The organism is Sphingomonas sp. T1 (genome assembly GCF_902506585.1).
GTDB lineage: Bacteria > Pseudomonadota > Alphaproteobacteria > Sphingomonadales > Sphingomonadaceae > Sphingomonas > Sphingomonas aerolata.
Map to the genome: position 1 here is coordinate 2,703,686 of NZ_LR733875.1, position 17,249 is coordinate 2,720,934.

16 protein-coding genes are annotated in these 17,249 nt (G+C 68.9%); 5 read left to right on the top strand and 11 right to left on the bottom strand.

Translation table 11 applies throughout. From position 1 onward, the window contains the following. Positions 1–77: 77 nt before the first annotated feature. The 3 genes from GV027_RS12235 to GV027_RS12245 all read right to left on the bottom strand — a co-directional run bounded on the left by GV027_RS12235 (position 78) and on the right by GV027_RS12245 (position 3,382). Positions 78–878, bottom strand: coding sequence for a hypothetical protein (locus GV027_RS12235; RefSeq protein WP_159512041.1), 801 nt, complete (start codon positions 876–878; stop codon positions 78–80). Positions 879–1,011: 133 nt separating this feature from the next. Next, entirely contained in the window at positions 1,012–2,031 is a 1,020-nt protein-coding gene (locus tag GV027_RS12240) for an NAD(P)H-dependent flavin oxidoreductase (RefSeq protein ID WP_031440024.1), read from the bottom strand. Positions 2,032–2,128: 97 nt separating this feature from the next. Then, positions 2,129–3,382, bottom strand: coding sequence for an aspartate kinase (locus tag GV027_RS12245; protein ID WP_107931452.1), 1,254 nt, complete (start codon positions 3,380–3,382; stop codon positions 2,129–2,131). Positions 3,383–3,434: 52 nt separating this feature from the next. Here GV027_RS12245 and ubiG point away from each other — a divergent pair, with 52 nt between their 5' ends. Together ubiG and GV027_RS12255 are read left to right on the top strand one after the other, a co-directional pair. Then, a complete protein-coding gene (gene ubiG, locus GV027_RS12250) occupies positions 3,435–4,175 on the top strand; it encodes a bifunctional 2-polyprenyl-6-hydroxyphenol methylase/3-demethylubiquinol 3-O-methyltransferase UbiG (protein WP_084215257.1) in 741 nt (246 codons plus the stop codon). 371 nt (positions 4,176–4,546) lie between these two features. Next, a complete protein-coding gene (locus GV027_RS12255; protein ID WP_201302618.1) occupies positions 4,547–6,046 on the top strand; it encodes a DUF2029 domain-containing protein in 1,500 nt (499 codons plus the stop codon). Here GV027_RS12255 and GV027_RS12260 read toward each other — a convergent pair. The 3 genes from GV027_RS12260 to GV027_RS12270 are packed head-to-tail and all read right to left on the bottom strand — an operon-like array spanning position 5,928 to position 8,674. Next, positions 5,928–7,124 (bottom strand): glycosyltransferase, encoded by a 1,197-nt coding sequence (locus GV027_RS12260; protein WP_159512042.1) that lies wholly within the window; start codon positions 7,122–7,124, stop codon positions 5,928–5,930. The genes GV027_RS12255 and GV027_RS12260 overlap by 119 nt on opposite strands. 18 nt (positions 7,125–7,142) lie before the next feature. Beyond that, positions 7,143–7,670, bottom strand: coding sequence for a DUF2141 domain-containing protein (locus GV027_RS12265; RefSeq protein ID WP_159512886.1), 528 nt, complete (start codon positions 7,668–7,670; stop codon positions 7,143–7,145). A gap of 20 nt (positions 7,671–7,690) precedes the next feature. Continuing rightward, a complete protein-coding gene (locus GV027_RS12270; protein ID WP_236559197.1) occupies positions 7,691–8,674 on the bottom strand; it encodes a hypothetical protein in 984 nt (327 codons plus the stop codon). A gap of 88 nt (positions 8,675–8,762) precedes the next feature. Here GV027_RS12270 and GV027_RS12275 point away from each other — a divergent pair, with 88 nt between their 5' ends. Beyond that, positions 8,763–9,944: a glycosyltransferase gene (locus tag GV027_RS12275; RefSeq protein ID WP_328799434.1), complete on the top strand. Its 1,182-nt coding sequence runs from the start codon at positions 8,763–8,765 to the stop codon at positions 9,942–9,944. On the opposite strand, the gene GV027_RS12280 is transcribed toward GV027_RS12275, so the two are convergent. The 5 genes from GV027_RS12280 to pyrE all read right to left on the bottom strand — a co-directional run bounded on the left by GV027_RS12280 (position 9,889) and on the right by pyrE (position 13,874). Then, positions 9,889–10,956 (bottom strand): AI-2E family transporter, encoded by a 1,068-nt coding sequence (locus GV027_RS12280; protein ID WP_159512044.1) that lies wholly within the window; start codon positions 10,954–10,956, stop codon positions 9,889–9,891. The genes GV027_RS12275 and GV027_RS12280 overlap by 56 nt on opposite strands. A gap of 1 nt (position 10,957) precedes the next feature. Next, complete coding sequence (gene lepB, locus GV027_RS12285; RefSeq protein ID WP_159512045.1) at positions 10,958–11,953, bottom strand: signal peptidase I; 996 nt, start codon at positions 11,951–11,953, stop codon at positions 10,958–10,960. Further along, positions 11,950–12,372, bottom strand: coding sequence for a holo-ACP synthase (gene acpS / locus GV027_RS12290; protein WP_159512046.1), 423 nt, complete (start codon positions 12,370–12,372; stop codon positions 11,950–11,952). The genes lepB and acpS overlap by 4 nt, the downstream gene beginning before the upstream one ends. Before the next feature lie 180 nt (positions 12,373–12,552). Next, a complete protein-coding gene (locus GV027_RS12295; RefSeq protein WP_159512047.1) occupies positions 12,553–13,293 on the bottom strand; it encodes a pyridoxine 5'-phosphate synthase in 741 nt (246 codons plus the stop codon). Next, the gene (gene pyrE / locus GV027_RS12300; RefSeq protein ID WP_159512048.1) at positions 13,290–13,874 is read right to left on the bottom strand and encodes an orotate phosphoribosyltransferase; all 585 of its coding nucleotides are present in this window, start codon (positions 13,872–13,874) and stop codon (positions 13,290–13,292) included. The genes GV027_RS12295 and pyrE overlap by 4 nt, the downstream gene beginning before the upstream one ends. Positions 13,875–14,140: 266 nt before the next feature. On the opposite strand from pyrE, the gene coxB reads away from it, so the two are divergent. Beyond that, positions 14,141–15,343, top strand: a complete 1,203-nt coding sequence (gene coxB / locus GV027_RS12305) for a cytochrome c oxidase subunit II (protein WP_159512049.1) — start codon at positions 14,141–14,143, stop codon at positions 15,341–15,343. Between the two features lies 1 nt (position 15,344). Next, a complete protein-coding gene (gene ctaD / locus GV027_RS12310; protein WP_159512050.1) occupies positions 15,345–17,009 on the top strand; it encodes a cytochrome c oxidase subunit I in 1,665 nt (554 codons plus the stop codon). Positions 17,010–17,249: the final 240 nt, after the last annotated feature.

Sequence of the window (17,249 nt, forward strand, 5' to 3'; positions counted from 1 at the left end):
CCAAGCATCGCCGCGAAGAAAGCATTCGCGTCGCCCGGCCCGCGGTTTCGCACCGGCGCAGGCGGATACGCCTCGTCTTATTGCAGGGCGCCCGGATCGACTTGCAGCTGCGGACGCGGCACGACGGGAAGCGGCGGCTGCGTGACGGGCCGGAGCTGCGCCTGCAATCCCGGCGTGGCGGGCGCGGCGGACGGCAGCGGTGCCACGCCGGAACCGCCGACCGGAACCGCACCGTTGCTCGCAAAGATCACGCGCTGTGCCGGAAGCGGTCGCACCGCGGTGCCGCGCCAGGCGTCGAACGCACCGTAGAAATCGGTAAAGGGCTGCTCGAGCATCGGCAGCCGCGTCGCGGCAAAGCTCGCCAGCATCGGCCCCGGCACGCTCGCGCCCTCCGCGAGCACGCGCCCTGCCGCTTCGCAGAACGCATCGCGCGACGGCGACTGCGAGAAGAAATTGTACAGCCGCGTCATCGAATCGTCGTAGCGATCCTGCCAGTCGCCGCCGCCCGCGCGATATTCCGCCGAATAGGTCGCCTCGGCCTTGGCGAGCACCGGCTTCTGCGCGGCGAGCATCGCGTTGTAGCCCGCGACGATCACCGCCTCGTCGGGTCCGCGGCACGCCAGCGCCGCGACGTTCAGCGCGGCGCGCAGGTGCCAGATCTTCGCGGATTCGGTCAGGTTGCGGTTCGGCGTCGGATAGGTGCCGTCGGCGAGCACAGCGGGGATCTTCATCCCCGGAAACGCACCCTTGGGCAGCGGGGCCGCGACCGGCACCGGCGCGACCGGCGCCGGTGCCGGCGCCGCGACCTCGACCGGCTTCCGCGCGCACCCGGCGAGCAGGGCTGCGGTCACCGCAATCATCGCAAACTGACGCTTCATCGACTTAAGTCCTCGCTGTCCCCCGACCGAGACAGACCTGCCGCGATAAGGTTAACAGGGTATAAAACGCGTACGCGACTGCAACTCTAATGCGACGAACGGCACGATCGCAGCGTGTTAGGCCGGCGAAAGATCAGGCCGCACGCGCCTCAAGCGCCGCCGCTGCCTGCGCCATCAGCTCGGCGATGATGTCCGCGACCGGCTCTTCCTTGGTGACCATGCCGACCGACTGGCCCGCCATCACCGACCCATGCTCGACATCGCCGTCGACCACCGCGCGGCGCAGCGCGCCTGCCCAGTAATGCTCGATCTGCAACTGCGCCTCGCCCATCGCCACGCGCCCCTCGTCGAGATGCCCCGCAACCTCGCGCTGCTTGGCCGAGAACAGCTCGCCCGCCGCATTCTTCAGCGCGCGTACCGGGATAACCGGCAGCCGCGCGTCGAGCTGGACGCTGGCGATCGCATCGCGCGCCGAGGCGCGGATGAACGCCTTCTTGAAATTGGCATGCGCGATCGATTCGGTCCCGCAGACGAACCGCGTGCCGAGCTGGACGCCCGCCGCACCCATGTCGAGATAGCCCGCAATCGCCTCGCCGCGACCGATCCCACCCGCGACGAACACCGGCACCAGCTCGGCGATCTCGGGCAGCATCTCCTGCGCCAGCACGCTCGTCGACACCGGGCCGATATGCCCGCCGGCTTCCATGCCCTCGATCACCAGCGCATCCACGCCGCTGCGGATCAGCTTTTTGGCCAGCGCCAGCGTCGGCGCGAAACAGATGACCTTGGCGCCCCCCGCCTTGATCGCCTCGAGGCTGCCCTTGGGCGGCAATCCGCCCGCCAGCACGACATGGCCGACCTTGTGACGCGTGCACACCGCGATCAGCTCGACCAGGTCGGGATGCATCGTGATCAGGTTCACGCCGAACGGCTTGTCGGTCATCGCCTGGGTCGCGGCGATCTCGGCGTCGAGCAACGCGGGCGTCATCGCCCCGCACGCGATCACCCCGAACCCGCCCGCATTCGAAATCGCGGAGACGAGATTGCGCTCGCTCACCCACGACATCGCCCCGCCAAGGATCGCGACCTCGGACCCGAGGAATGCGGCGCCGCGCGCCATGCGGCGCTGAAGCCGGTCGCTGCCGATGGTCATTACAAAACTCCCGTTCGTGTCGAGCGAAGTCGCAAAACCCCGCGCAGTATCCGTGACATATTTCCCGACAATGCTCGAAACGAACGGACGGTGTCCGTCAAGCCGCATCCTCGGCATCGAGCCCATAGGCGGTATGCAGCACGCGCACCGCCAGCTCGGTATAATCCTCTTCGATCAGCACGCTGACCTTGATCTCCGACGTCGCGATCGCCTGGATGTTGATGCCGCGTTCGCCGAGCGTCGTGAACATCGTCGAGGCGACGCCCGCATGGCTGCGCATCCCGACGCCGACCACCGACACCTTGGCGACGCGCGTGTCGTGGACCAGGCTCGCGAAACCGATCGCGTCCTTCGCCTTGTCGAGCACGTCGAGCGTGCGCGCCAGATCCGCCGAGGGCACGGTGAACGTCACGTCGGTCGACCCGGTCGAATGCGCGACGTTCTGGACGATCATGTCGACGTTGATCCCCGCATCGGCGAGCGGCGCGAAGATCGCCGCGACCGATCCCGGGCGATCGCTGACCTGGGTCAGCGTGATCTTCGCCTCGTTCTTGTCATGCGCGATGCCGGTGATGAGCTGGCGTTCCATATCGTCGATTTCCTCTTCGCCCACGATCAGCGTGCCGCGGTGTCCGTCACTGGTATCGCCATCCTCGAACGAGGACAGCACGCGCACGCGCACATTCTCTTTCATTGCCAGGCCCACCGACCGCGTCTGCAGCACCTTGGCGCCGACGCTGGCGAGTTCCAGCATCTCCTCATACGTCACCTTGCCGAGCTTGCGCGCCCGCGGCACGATCCTTGGATCGGTCGTGTAGACGCCGTCGACATCGGTATAGATGTCGCAGCGATCGGCCTTCATCGCCGCCGCCATCGCGACCGCCGACGTGTCCGATCCGCCGCGCCCCAGCGTGGTGACGCGCTGGCCGTCCGCCACGCCCTGGAACCCCGGGATCACCGCGACGACACCGTCCGCAAGACTCGCATCGAGCGCGACCGTGTCGATCTCGCCGATCCGGGCCGAGCCATGCGCGTCCGACGTGTTGATCGGCAGCTGCCACCCCAGCCACGACCGCGCCTTGCAGCCCGCGGCCTGCAGCGCGATCGCGAGCAGCCCGCTCGTGATCTGTTCGCCAGCCGAGACGACGACGTCATATTCCTTCGCATCGTACAGCGACGACGCCTCGCGACAGAAGCCGACCAGCCGGTCGGTCTCGCCCGCCATTGCGGAGACGACGACCGCGACCTCGTTGCCCGCATCGACCTCGCGCTTCACGCGCGCCGCGACGTTGCGGATACGTTCGATCCCGGCCATCGACGTCCCGCCGAATTTCATCACGATACGGGCCATGGGCAGCGTAAATCCCTTTGGGTCGAAGCGGCGGCCCTGATAGGTAGCGCGCATGATACTGGCAAGTGACCGCAACGAAAGCGCAACAATCGATCCCCGGGAGGCCGCGCATTTCGGCACGATGGCGGCCGACTGGTGGAACCCGAAGGGCTCGTCAGCGCCGCTCCACCAGCTCAATCCGCCTCGCCTGCGCTACATCCGCGACCGGGTCGACACGCACTGGCACGGCGACGGCACGGGCTTCACCCCGCTCGCCGGCCGGACCGCGCTCGACGTCGGCTGCGGCGCGGGGCTGCTCTGCGAACCGCTCGCGCGGCTCGGCGCCAGCGTGACCGGGATCGACGCCGCGCCCGAAAATATCGCCGCGGCAGAAATACATGCGGCGCAGAGCGGGCTCGCGATCGACTATCGCGCAGGCGGCGTCGAAGGGCTCGACGGCCAGTTCGACCTCGTCACCAGCCTCGAGGTGATCGAGCATGTCAGCGACCCTGCAGGCTTCGTCCGCGGCCTCGCGCGCGTGCTGGCCGACAACGGCCTGCTGATCCTGTCGACCCCCAACCGCACGCCGCTGTCGCGGCTCGCGATGATCACGATCGCGGAAGGCACCGGCCGCATCCCGCGCGGCACGCACGACTGGAACAAGTTCCTCACCCCCGAAGAACTGACCGCACTGCTGCGCGACGCCGGCCTCCACGTCGTCCACACGCAAGGCCTCGGCTTCTCGCCGGCGACCGGCTTCACGCTCAGCGATTCGACCAGCCTCGACTATTTCCTGACCGCGGTAAAAGCCTGACCCTTGCCCCGCCCGGCACCACCCCGGCGGACGCTATCACCCCAGTCGGCACCACCACCCCGGCGGGAGCTCCCACCCCAGTGCACGCTACCACCGCGGCAGGCACTACCACCCCAGCGGGCGCTACCATCTCAGCGGGCGCTACCACCCCGGCGAAGGCCGGGGCCCAGTTGGGAAAGCCTGAGTAACGGAACGCGACCCTCAGCCATGACCGTCCCCCAACTGGGCCCCGGCCTCCGCCGGGGTGGAACCAAATCCCGCCGGGGTGGAACAGAATCCTGCCGGGGTGGGACCAAGTAATGGAGCCCAGCCCCCCCCACCCCTGTTCACCCGCGAAGGCGGGTGCCCAGACTGGCCACCCGCCTTCGCGGGTGAACATCCTTCTTCTAGGGGGTTTAGCCGCGCTCTACATCGCGCTCGCCCTCCTCCGCCCCGTCGACCACGACGAAAGCCAGTATGTCGCCGCGGCCGTCCTCACCGCGCACGGCCTGCTCCCCTACCGCGACTTCGCCTATCTCCAGACCCCGCTCCAGCCCTTCTTCCTCGCACCCATCGCCGTTCTAACCGGCGCCTGGACCTGGCCCGCGCTCCGCCTCACCAACGCGCTGCTCGGCCTCGCGAGCGTCGCGTTCGTCCACGCCGCCGCGCACCGCACTGGTGCCGGCCCCGCCACTGCACGCCTCTGCGCCGCCTTGTTCGCGACCACCGACATCCTGCTGTTCAGCATCGGCACCGCGCGCAACGATGCGCTCCCCGCCGCCTGCCTCGCCGCCGCGCTTTGCCTGATCCTCCGCGACAACCGGACCCGCGCCGGCGCACTGACAATCGGCCTTCTGCTCGCCGCCGCGGTCGCCGCAAAGATCTCCTACGCCTTCCCCGCCGCCGCCTATGGCCTTTACGCGCTGGCCCATCCCCGCCACCGCGTCTGGCTGGTCGCGCTCGGCGCGCTCCCGGTCGTCGCGTTCGTCGGCTGGACCTTCGCGCTGTCGCCCGAAGGCTTCCTGTTCGGCACGCTGCATTTTCCCGCCCAGGCGCCCGCAGAATATTACGCGGCACGGCCCTGGAAGCTGTCGCTTGCCGCCAAGGCGCTCGATTCGCTGAAGTTCCTCGCGCTCGGCGCCGCGCTTCCCGCCCTCGTCCTCGTCGCGCGTGCCGCGATCCGTCGTCGTCGCGTCACCCTACTCGACCTGCTCGTCCTCGCCGGGCTGGTCGCCGCGCTGCTCCCGGTGCCGACCTGGCGGCAATATCTGCTGCCGATGCTCCCCCCGCTGTTCGTCGCGCTCGCCGCCGCCTGGACCGCGCAACCGCCGACCCGCGCGACCACCCGGATCATGGCCGTCTTCGCGCTGCTCGGCATCGCACCGACGCTCACAGCACTCGTCGAGCCCGGCCGCCTCCCGCTCGTCACCGCCATGCACGAAGCCGCCACGCTGAGACGGACGCTCGACGCGCGCCGGATCGCCGGCCCGATCGTCACGCTGTCGCCGCAGATCCTGCCCGCCACCGGCCGCCTGCCCGATCCCCGCTTCGCCGCCGGCCCCTTCTACTTCCGCAGCCGCACCCTGCTCGACCCTGCCGCCGAGGCCCGGCTCCACCTCGTCGCGCGCGATCGCCTGCACCTCGCCCCCGGTACTGTCATCCTCACCGGTGGCGAATCCGCCGCGACCGCGGGCGATTCCCGGCTCGACGCCGCGCTCGAGAAGGCGGGAGCCGGAGCGGTCGCCGTCCCCGGCACCCGCTTCCGGCTGTCGGTCACGCCGCCAGCCGCCCCCGTCGCGCCGCGATCAGCCCGGCATAATAATCCACCAGTTCCACCGCATGCGCGTGATCCGAGCGGACCTGCGCCGACGCCACGACCGCCGCGCGCCTGAGCATCCCACGGTCGCGCGCGAACAGCCGCGCAATCGCCGCCGCCGCCGCGGTCGCATCGCGCGCCGTATAGAGCTCGCTGGCATGCCGGTCCGCGATCTCCGCGCACCCGCCCGTATCGGGCACGATCAGCGGCAGCCCCGACGCCATCGCCTCCGACGCGACCAGCCCGAACGGCTCGGCCTCCGACCCGTGGATCAGCGCGTCGCAGCTCGCCATGATCGCGGCCAGCCGCTCGCGGTCATAGACCGGCGCGAACATCCGGATATGCGGCGATCCGCCGATCCGCCGCGCGATCGCCTTGCTCTGGCTGCCCGTGCCGAACAGGATCAGCCCGATCGGCAAGTCGGTGCCCGCGCGCGCGACCGCGTCGACGACCAGCGGCCAGCGCTTCTCGCCGTGATGCCGGCCAAGCCCGATCAGCAGCATCGCGTCCGCCGGCAACCCGCATTGCTGCAACAGCCGGCCGCGCAGCGCCTCGTCGCGCAGCCGTGGCGAGAAATGGCCGCGCTCGATCCCCAGCGGCATCGCCGCGTCGATCCGCACCCCGCGCGCGCGCAACCGTTTCTCCAGCGCGGGTCCGTTGGTGACGACCGTATCGAACCGCGTCAGGAATCGGTTCATGTACCGGCTGTACCAGCCGAACGCGCGCTCGATCCGGTCGTGGCTCGCAAATCCTGCGAACCAGCGCTGCGCATAGGCGGCGATATTGTCGTTGTGCATGAAGAAGGATTTCAGCGCGCGCTGCTGCCCGTCGGGCCCCGTCCAGTCGCCGACGAACCAGGCCGGCCGCCACGGCGAACAGCATTCGACCACGTCCGGATCGAGCTCGTCCAACACGCGGTGAATCGCCGCACGGTCCCAGAACAAGCCGTAATTGCGGTCGAACGGCATCCCCGGCGACTTGAGGTAGATCACCCGTCCACCGCCCGGCCGCTCCTCGACACGGTCCTCACGGCCCGGCGCGACGACGATCAGCTCGTGCCCCAGATCGGCGAGGATCCCCATCTTCCGATCGATATAGGTGCGCACCCCACCGCCGGTCGGCGAGTAGAATTCGTTGACGTCGACGATCCGCATCTCAGCCCGCCCGCCCCCTCACTTGCCGTCCAATGGGCCAAACCCGCTGAGCCCGCGCAGATATTGCGCGCGGATCGTGACATGCGTGAGTCCGGGCCCGACCTCGACGATCGCCTGGTCGACCTTGGGTCGCGATCGGCCGAGCCGGTCGCCCTTCACGAACCCCGCGCCATCCGACCAGACACTGAACTTGGCCCGACCGTCACGGTCGTGCGTGAACAGCAGCGCGTAGCGGCCCGGGTGCGGCACGCGGATGCACAAGGCGGTCGGGCCGATGGCGGGGGCTGGCACGCTGATGCGGCGAAACGTCTTGCCCGCCGCGATCAGCTCGCGGTCGCCGCGCAGGAAATCGGCCTCGTCGGGCGGATAGAGTTCGAGCTTCAGATTGCCCTTGCGATCCTTCAGTCCGACGATCGTCGCCGCGATCGCCGGCCCCTCGTCGCGCTCGCACGCCTGCGCGTCGCTGCCGAGCATCGGCTCCTGAGAGGCCGCCCGGCCGCCGGCCCATGCCGGGGCGGCACCCGCGACCAGCCCCGCCAGCATCATCCCCGCCCCAAGCAATCGGTTCACGCACGCGTCCTCATCGCGATCGCATGCCCGCTGAATATGACAATCAGAATGACATGGACGAGCAGCGTCAGCGCCGCGGTGAACGCGACGAGCTCGGACAGCGCCTGGTCCTGGCCGATCAACAGGATCGCAAAATTGGCGAACAGCAGGTCCTTGTTCGGCACCAGCGGCAGCCGCGACACCAGCAGCCGCCCCGCGGCCAAAAACAGCCACATCGCGATCGACACGCCGGGCAGCGCGAAATGCCAAGCGAGTGCGATCAGCAGCGATCCGCACATCAGCCGGATGCAGTGAATCATGAACACCCACCACAGGGTCGCGCGCGGCAGCGAGAAGACGCGTCGCGAGAAGATCAGGAACGGCAGCGAGATCGCAAAGGTGATCGCCGCCGACCCCAGCACCGTCTTGAACAGGTCGGGCGGCAACAGGTCGCGGCTCAGCGGCAGCGCGATCGCGACCATCGCCAGCGTGATCGCGTTGCCCGCGATCGCCGACAGGATCGTCACGTCCTTCACTGCGCCGAACGGCGACGCCACCATCCGTGCCCGCGCCCGCGCCCAGGCATAGAAATAGGCGTCGCCCGAATAGCCGAACACCACTTCGTTCGCGATCCGCTTCTTGATCAGCGCGACCAGCCCCGCGACCGGGATCCCCCACAACCGGCGGAAGATCACGTAATCCCCCGTCGGGGGCGACATGTAGAGCAGCGCGAAACACAGATAGAATCGCGGATCGGACGGCACCGACCGCGACAGTCCGGCCAGCCCGTGCGCGAACAGCTCGCGCGCGAGCCCCGCGATCATCGCCAGCGTCAGCACCGCACCGATGATCGCCGGCCACCGGCTGCGAAAGGTCTTGAGCGGTTCGATCCCGACGATATCGGCTCCCGCCTGCACCACCCCCGCCTGCACCACCCCGGCCGCGGAACGACCCGGCGGGTTCCCGGCCGTCAGCGCGGAGCCCGTCATACGCGTACGCATCGAACGATCCTCGTCCTGTACCGCGCACCCGGCCTTTCCGGGCATGCCATCACGCCGCGCCAATAGCCGCCCCGCCGCCGGCTTGCACGTGAAGATCGAGTCATCCGTCCCCGAACCCGCGCGGTTCGCCGCCGCTTACCCTCTCGCCATCGCGGCCCCGCCGCGCCATCTGTGCGCGATGGCCGGCGCGCACCACATCCTCACCTATGCAGACGACCTGTCCGGCGGCGGCGTCGAGCGCGCGCAGCTGCGGCTCGCGCGCGGCTGGCTCGCGGCGGGGCGGCGCGTCACGCTGGTGATCGGCGACCCGACCGGCCCGCTCGCCGCCGAGCTGCCCGATGGGCTCGCGATCATCCCCGGCACCGCGCGCACATTGCCCGGCCTCGTCCGCCGCACGGCCCCCGACATCCTCTTCTGCCCCGGCAACCATTATACCGGGATCGCCGCCTGGATCCGGCTCATGCTCGGCAGCGCCTGTCCGCCGATCGTCGGCAAGATGTCGAACGCGCCCGACCGCGGCGACCATGGCCGCCTCCTCCACGCCGCGCACCGCGTCTGGCTCGCGCGTCACGGCCGGTTCCTCGATCATCTCGTCGCGATGACCCCCGCCACCGCGGTCCAGGCCGCCGCCGCGACGCGCATGCCGGGCCGGGTCAGCGTCATCCCCAACCCGCCGGCACTCGCCGCGCCGGGCGCGACGCTCCCCGTGCTGCCGTCGCGGTTCATCCTCGGCGTCGGCCGGCTCGAACCGCAGAAGCGCTGGGACCGGCTGCTCGCCGCGGTCGCAGCACTCGGCGATCGCGACATCGCGCTCGTCATCCTCGGCGAGGGCAATTGCCGCGGCACACTCGCGGCGCAGGCGACCGCACTAGGCCTCGCCGCCCGCGTCCATCTGCCCGGCCATGTCGCCGATCCGCTCCCGGCAATGGCCCGCGCACAGGTCGTCGCGCTGACCTCCGATTTCGAAGGCGTGCCGGGGGTTCTGCGCGAGGCGCTGTCGGTCGGCACGCCCGTCGTCGCGACCGATTCGAGCCATGCGATCGCCGAGATCGTCGACACCCCCGCACGCGGCACGATCGTCGCGCGCGACGACGGGCCCGCACTCGTCGCAGCCCTCGACGCCTGGCTCACGCCCGGCATTTCGCGGCCCGCCCCCGTCCCGCAACCCGGCCGCGACTCGGCCCAGCGCTATCTCGCGCTGTTCGACACGCTCGTCACTCCGCGGCCTTCTCGTCCTCACGGTCCGAGCGGCGCTCGAGCGCGGTCTTGAGCATCGCGGTCATCGGATCGGCAAGCGCGAGGCCAAGGATCCCGAACAGCGCACTCGCGAGGATCTGCGCCCCCAGCGTCAGCGCCGGCGGCAGGTCGACGGTGCGCTTGGCGACCATCGGCACGATCACATAGCCGTCGATCGTCTGCACCACGAAATAGGTGCCGATCGCCCAATATCCGGTGTCGACGCCCGCGCTGAAGCCGACCGCGACCATCAGCACGCCGGTGACGATCGCACCGATATTGGGGATGAAGGCGAGTATGCCCGCGATGATCCCGAGCAGCATCGCCATCGGCACGCCGCCGATCGCCAGCGCGATCCCCGTCGCGACACCCTCGACCGCCATGCCGAGCAGGCGCCCGGCGAGCAGCCGCCGCATCGTCTCGCCCATCGTCACCATCGTCCGGGCGAATTCGTCGCGCAGGTCGGTCGGCACCATCCACTGGACGCCGCGCGCATAGGTGCCCGGGTCCATCGCGATGAACAGCCCGAGCACGAGGATCATGAACAGGCTGGTCAGCGCGCCGATCGCGGTGCCGACCCAGGAGGTCACGCGCCCGACCGAGCCCAGCGCCTGCTTGGCGATCCCGCTCACGTCCGACACGCCCGGCATCAGCCCCTGCGACGCCAGATAGCCCGTGAACCGGTTCGCCTGCAGCTCGAGCGTCGAGCGCAGCTGCGTGACCTGTTCGGTTACCTGCACGCCGGTCAGCACGAACGTGCCGATCATGAACACCAGCACCAGCACGACGACGATCAGCAGCCGCCATCCGCGGCTGATCGGCAGCACCCGCCCGAGCAACCGGACGCCGCCGTCGAGCAGCGACGCGAACACCACCGCGGCGAAGATCAGCAGCAACGGCTGCACCAGCACGATCGCCAGTGCGATCAGGCAGGCGAGCCCCAACCAGATCGTCGCGCGCCGCACTTCGGTGCGCAGCGCCGGGTCGCGCATCTCGACCGGGCTGGCCTCGTCGACGCGCTTGGTCGCGCCGCCCGCATCGGCCATGTCAGTTCGCCGTCGCAGGGTGCAGCGACGTGCCCGCGCGATCCGACCGGAGCGATCCCCACCAGGTCAGCGGGTTGTAGGTCGCATCGCCGTCGAGGCTGAAGGTGATGAACTCCGCGCGCCCGCCCAGATTCTCATACGGCACCGGCCCGCCAAGGCCGAGCTGCGTCAGCGGGAAGCGGCTGTCCGCGGACCGGTCGCGATTGTCGCCCATCAGGAAGACATGAGCCGCAGGGATCGTGATCGGCCCGTAATCGTCGCCCGGGCTCCAGCCCATCTCGATCGTGTCGAACCGCCGGCCATTGGGCAGCGTCTCGGTGATCGTCGGCAGGCGACAGATCATCGCGCCGTCGGGGCGCGTCTCGCGCGCGCCGGGATATTCGTCCTCGCTGCACGGGCTGTTGGTGTCGACCGGGATCAGCGTGTCGTGGACGGGACCGCGCTTCACCGGCACGCCGTTCAGGATCACCGTCCCGCCGCGCACTTCCAGCCGGTCGCCCGGCAGGCCGATCACGCGCTTGATATAGTCATTCTGTGTTCCCGGCGGCGTCACGATCACCACGTCGCCGCGCGTCGGCAGCGACCCGAACAGCCGCCCCTTGATGAAGGGGATCTGCACGCTCCAGCTGTCTTCCTGCTGGCGGAGCACGACGCTCTTGAAGATCGCGACCGGGTTCGGGATCGTCGGCGACACGAATGACCAGCCATAGGCGAACTTGGTGACGACCAGCCGGTCGCCGATCCGCAGCCCCGGCAGCATCGATTCGCTCGGGATATAAAACGGCTTGGCGATGAAGCTGTGGAAGCCGAGCACCACCAGCACCAGCCAGAATATGCCCTTCACCTCGCCCCACCAGTCGGTCCCGCGCCGCGCGGGTGCCGTCGTCGTGGTGGGAGGGGAACCGTCGTTGCCCGGGGGCGGGACGGGTGTGGCGCCGACCCGCGATGCTGCCGGATTCTCGAGCGCCTCTTTGCCGTCCAACGCCGCTTCCTTCATCGATCTTTATCCGCGGATAACAGGGGTATCGCTTCGATTATCACAAAGGCCTGCGCCCAGGGATGATCGTCCGTCATGGTCAGGTGCACGCGTGCGGCGTGGCCTTCGGGGGTCAACGCGTCAAGCCTCGCCTTGGCCCCGCCGGTCAGGGCCAGCGTCGGCGCACCGCTCGCGGCGTTGACGACGCCGATGTCCTTCATGAACACGCCCGCGCGAAACCCGGTGCCGACCGCCTTCGAAAACGCCTCTTTCGCCGCGAACCGCTTGGCGAGCGTCCCCGCCTTGGTGAACGGCCGCCGCGCCGCCTTAGCCAGCTCCACCTCGGTAAACACCCGCTGCTCGAACCGCTCGCCGAACCGGTCGACCGATGCCTTGATCCGCTCGATATTGCACAGGTCCGACCCCAGCCCGATGATCATCGCGACGCCTGGAGTCGGAAGACAGAAGAGTCTGTTCGCGCGGAGGCGCGGAGGCGCGGAGAGTATGAAGGCCGCAAGAGCGGCAGGATGACGTGAGGGAATGGATGGCTCGCAGCGACCACCGCCCCCCTCTTCTCCTCCGCGCCTCCGCGCCTCCGCGCGAACAAACCCTTCTTAATACTACCGCGCCGCATCCATAGCCTCGCGCATCCGCCGCACCGCCTCGCCAAGCCCCACGAACAGCGCCTCGCCCACCAGGAAATGCCCGATGTTCAGCTCGCGCACCTGCCGGATCGCCGCGATCGGCGCGACATTGTCATAGGTGAGTCCGTGCCCGGCATGCACCTCGATGCCGTTCTTCGCCGCCAGCGCCGCCGCATCCTCAAGCCGCCGCAGCTCGACGCTGCGCGCATCGCCCGACAGCTCGGCATAGCGACCCGTGTGCAGCTCGACGACCGGCACCTTCAGCCGCACCGCCGCCTCGATCTGCCGCGCGTCGGGCTCGATGAACAGCGACACGCGGATCCCCGCCCCCGCCAGCGCGTCGACCAGCCGTTCCATCCGGTCATAATGCCCCGCCACGTCGAGCCCGCCCTCGGTGGTCAGCTCCTCGCGCTTTTCGGGCACGATGCACGCCGCATGCGGCCGGTGGCGCAGCGCGATGCCGAGCATCTCGTCGGTCGCCGCCATCTCCAGGTTGAGCGGGATCGCAAGCTCGGTCGACAGCCGCGCGATGTCGTCGTCGGTGATGTGCCGGCGATCCTCACGCAGATGCGCCGTGATCCCGTCCGCCCCCGCCGCCGCCGCGACCAGCGCCGCGCGGACCGGATCGGGATAGCCCGCCCCGCGCGCATTGCGCACCGTCGCGACGTGATCGATGTTGACGCCCAGGCGCAGATGCGCGGTGCCGGGGGGGCTCATGCGACCGCCCTGCTGCCGGGCTTGATCGCCGGGATCGCCGCGAGTTCGGGGGGCAGCGCATCTGCCGCATAGGTCGGCACGTCGAGCCGGATCAGCGGGAAGAACGGCACGCCCAGATCCGCCGCGCCGTTCGACCGGTCGACCAGCGCCGCCGCCGCGACCGTCTCGCCGCCCGCGCGCCCGATCGCCGCGATCGCTTCCTTCGACGACAGCCCGGTGGTCACCACGTCCTCCATCATCAGCACGCGTTGCCCCGGCGCCAGCCGGAAGCCGCGACGCAGCTCGAACACGCCGTCGGGCCGCTCGAGGAACATCGCCTCGACGCCCAGCGCGCGCGCCATCTCATGACCGCAGATCACCCCGCCCATCGCCGGCGACACCACCGCGCTGATCGACGCGCGCAGGTTCTCCGGGATCCGCGCGACCAGCGCCTCCGCCAGCCGCGCGCCACGCCTCGGGTCCATCAGCACGCGGGCACATTGCAGATAGCGCGAGCTGCGCAGGCCCGAGGACAGGATGAAATGCCCCTCGAGCAGCGCCTCGGCAGCGCGGAATTCGGCGAGCACGTCGTCTTCGGTCATCGCGGGTCATCGCTCCAATGAAATCTGTCGCGCTGTACGATCGCGGCAAAGTCCACGCAATGACAACCGCCACCGCCGCCGCCCCCGCCACCGCGCCGGCCGCCATACGCCCCGAAAAATTTGCCGGCCCGTGCAACAAATTCAACAAAGCCCGCACCGGGGTTGAGGCTCGCCCCGCCGCCGCCTATAGCCGAATGTCAAAATGATAAGCAGACATCCGCGCGTCCGTGATACGGGTTCGCACCAAACCGGGGTCAAGAAAAACGATGCGCATACTGGGGATGAGAGGATTGGCGATCGCAGCGGGGCTCGCACTGGCGAGTCTTGGCGGCGTCGCCGGGCAGGCTGCACCGGCTTCGCAGGCCGCCGCGACCGCGCCTGAGACCGGCGCCGCGGGCGCTGCACCACAGGCCGCGGCCGGCCCGGCCGGCGTGTCGAACACCGCACCCACCAGCGCTGCCGCCCCGGCGACCGCGAATCCCTCCAGCCCGGCGCTCGCCGAGGATGGCGGTTATGCGATGGCCCCGACCCCCGGCGTGGGCCAGCCCACCCCCGGTACCGTCGGCCTCCAGCCACAGGTCACCAAGAACGGCGTCTTCGCGCACTGGATGCACAATGCGATCCTGATGCCGACGATCACCGCGGTCTCGCTGCTGGTGCTGGCACTGCTCTTCTGGGTGGTGTTCCGCTATCGCCGCGCCGCCAACCCGGTGCCGTCGAAGACCAGCCACAACACCGTGATCGAGATCATCTGGACGCTCGCCCCGGTGATCATCCTCGTGCTGATCGCGGTCCCGTCGATCGGCCTGCTCTCCGCCCAGTTCAAGCCGGCGCCCGCGGGCGCGGTGACGATCAAGGCGATCGGCAACCAGTGGTACTGGACCTACCAGTATCCCGATAATGGCGGCTTCGAAGTCACCGCGAACATGCTGAAGGAGGCCAAGGACGTCGGCGCGGGCGAACGCGCGCGCACCGATGCCGACGGCCCGCGCCTGCTCGCGACCGACAATCGCATCGTCCTGCCGGTCGGCGTGCCGATCCGCCTCATCACGACCGCGAACGACGTGATCCACAGCTGGGCGGTCCCCGCCTTCTGGATCAAGCTCGACGCGATCCCCGGCCGCCTGAACGAGACGAGCTTCACGATCGACAAGCCCGGCCTCTATTTCGGCCAGTGCTCCGAGCTGTGCGGTGCGCGTCACGCGTTCATGCCGATCGCGGTCCAGGCCGTCTCGCCCGCGCAGTTCGCGGCGTGGGTCCGGGCCAAGGGCGGCTCGATGCCGACCCCGGGCCAGGCGTCCGACAAGGTCATTCCGCAGCCCGGCGCCGACGGCTCCGCGGCCAAGGTCGAGGAGGCGGCGGAAACCGCCAACGCCACCGGCCCGGTCGAAAACGTGACCACCGCAGCGCCCGCCACCACGCAGGGCGCGACCTCCAACCCGGCCGGCGCCGGCAACGCGGGACTGTAAGATGACCGACACCGCTCTCAACCCGTCGGCGTTCGTCGCCCATGATTCGCATGCGCATCATCACGATGCCGATCACAAGCCCGGTTTCTTCGCGCGTTGGTTCATGTCGACCAACCACAAGGACATCGGCACGCTCTATCTGATCTTCGCGATCGTCGCGGGGATCATCGGCGGCTCGGTCTCGGGCCTCATGCGCGCCGAGCTCGCCGAGCCCGGCATCCAGTATCTGCAGGGCTGGGCCGGCATGCTCCATGGCGGCAGCGCCAGCCTCGACGAATCGCTCCACCTCTGGAACGTGCTGATCACCGCGCACGGGCTGATCATGGTGTTCTTCATGGTCATGCCGGCGATGGTCGGCGGGTTCGGCAACTGGTTCGTGCCGATCATGATCGGCGCGCCCGACATGGCGTTCCCGCGCATGAACAACGTGTCGTTCTGGCTGCTGATCCCCGCCTTCACGCTGCTGCTCGCCTCGCCCTTCTTCGGTGGCGCAGGTAACGGCTGGACACTCTACGCCCCGCTCTCGACCTACGGCGAGCCCGGGCCGTCGACCGACATGGCGATCCTCGCGCTCCATCTCGCAGGTGCGTCGTCGATCCTCGGCGCGATCAACTTCATCACCACCATCTTCAACATGCGCGCGCCGGGCATGACGCTGCACAAGATGCCGCTGTTCGTCTGGTCGATGCTCGTCACCGCATTCCTGCTGCTGCTCGCGCTCCCGGTCCTCGCGGCCGCGATCACGATGCTGCTGACCGATCGCAACTTCGGCACGACCTTCTTCGATCCGGCCGGCGGCGGCGATCCCGTCCTCTACCAGCATCTGTTCTGGTTCTTCGGCCATCCCGAAGTCTACATCATGATCCTGCCGGGCTTCGGCATCGTCAGCCAGATCATCTCGACGTTCAGCCGCAAGCCCGTCTTCGGCTATCTCGGCATGGCCTATGCCATGGTCGCGATTGGCGTGGTCGGCTTCGTCGTCTGGGCGCACCACATGTTCACCACCGGCCTGTCGGTGAACACCAAGATGTACTTCACCGCCGCGACGATGGTCATCGCGGTCCCCACCGGCATCAAGATCTTCTCGTGGATCGCGACGATGTGGGGCGGCTCGATGAGCTTCAAGACGCCGATGGTCTGGTCGATCGGCTTCATCTTCATGTTCACCGTCGGCGGCGTGACCGGCGTCGTGCTCGCCAATGGCGGCATCGACGACTACATGCAGGACACCTATTACGTGGTGGCGCATTTCCACTACGTGCTCAGCCTCGGCGCGGTGTTCTCGCTGTTCGCGGGCTTCTATTACTGGTTCCCGAAAATGTCGGGCAAGATGTACAACGAGTTCCTCGGCCAGCTCCACTTCTGGGTGTTCTTCATCGGCGTGAACGTCATGTTCTTCCCGATGCACTTCCTCGGCCTCCAGGGCATGCCGCGCCGTTACCCGGACTATCCCGACGCCTACGCGCACTGGAACTATGTCGCGACGGTCGGCTACATGATCATGGCCGCGGGCATGGCGATCTTCTTCGTCAACCTGATCTGGTCGCTGATCGCTGGCAAAAAGGCGGCGGACAATCCCTGGGGCGAAGGCGCGACGACGCTCGAATGGACGATCTCCTCGCCCCCGCCCTATCACCAGTTCGAGACCCTGCCGAAGATCGACTGAGGGCGGACAAGGGCCATCAGGCCCCCGCCCGTGTCGGGGCCAGCCAGAAAACGCCTCGGGGCAACCCGGGGCGTTTTTCGTATCCGCCCCCCAATCCGTCATCCTGACGAACGTCAGGACCCAGAGCCCAGCAGGACAACGCTCGCTCGAAAATCGTCCCACCCCGGCACGCCCCGAAATCCCCCGCTAGCCAAACCCCGCGCGGGTCCCCAAACACGGCGCATGCCGACGCTCCAGCAC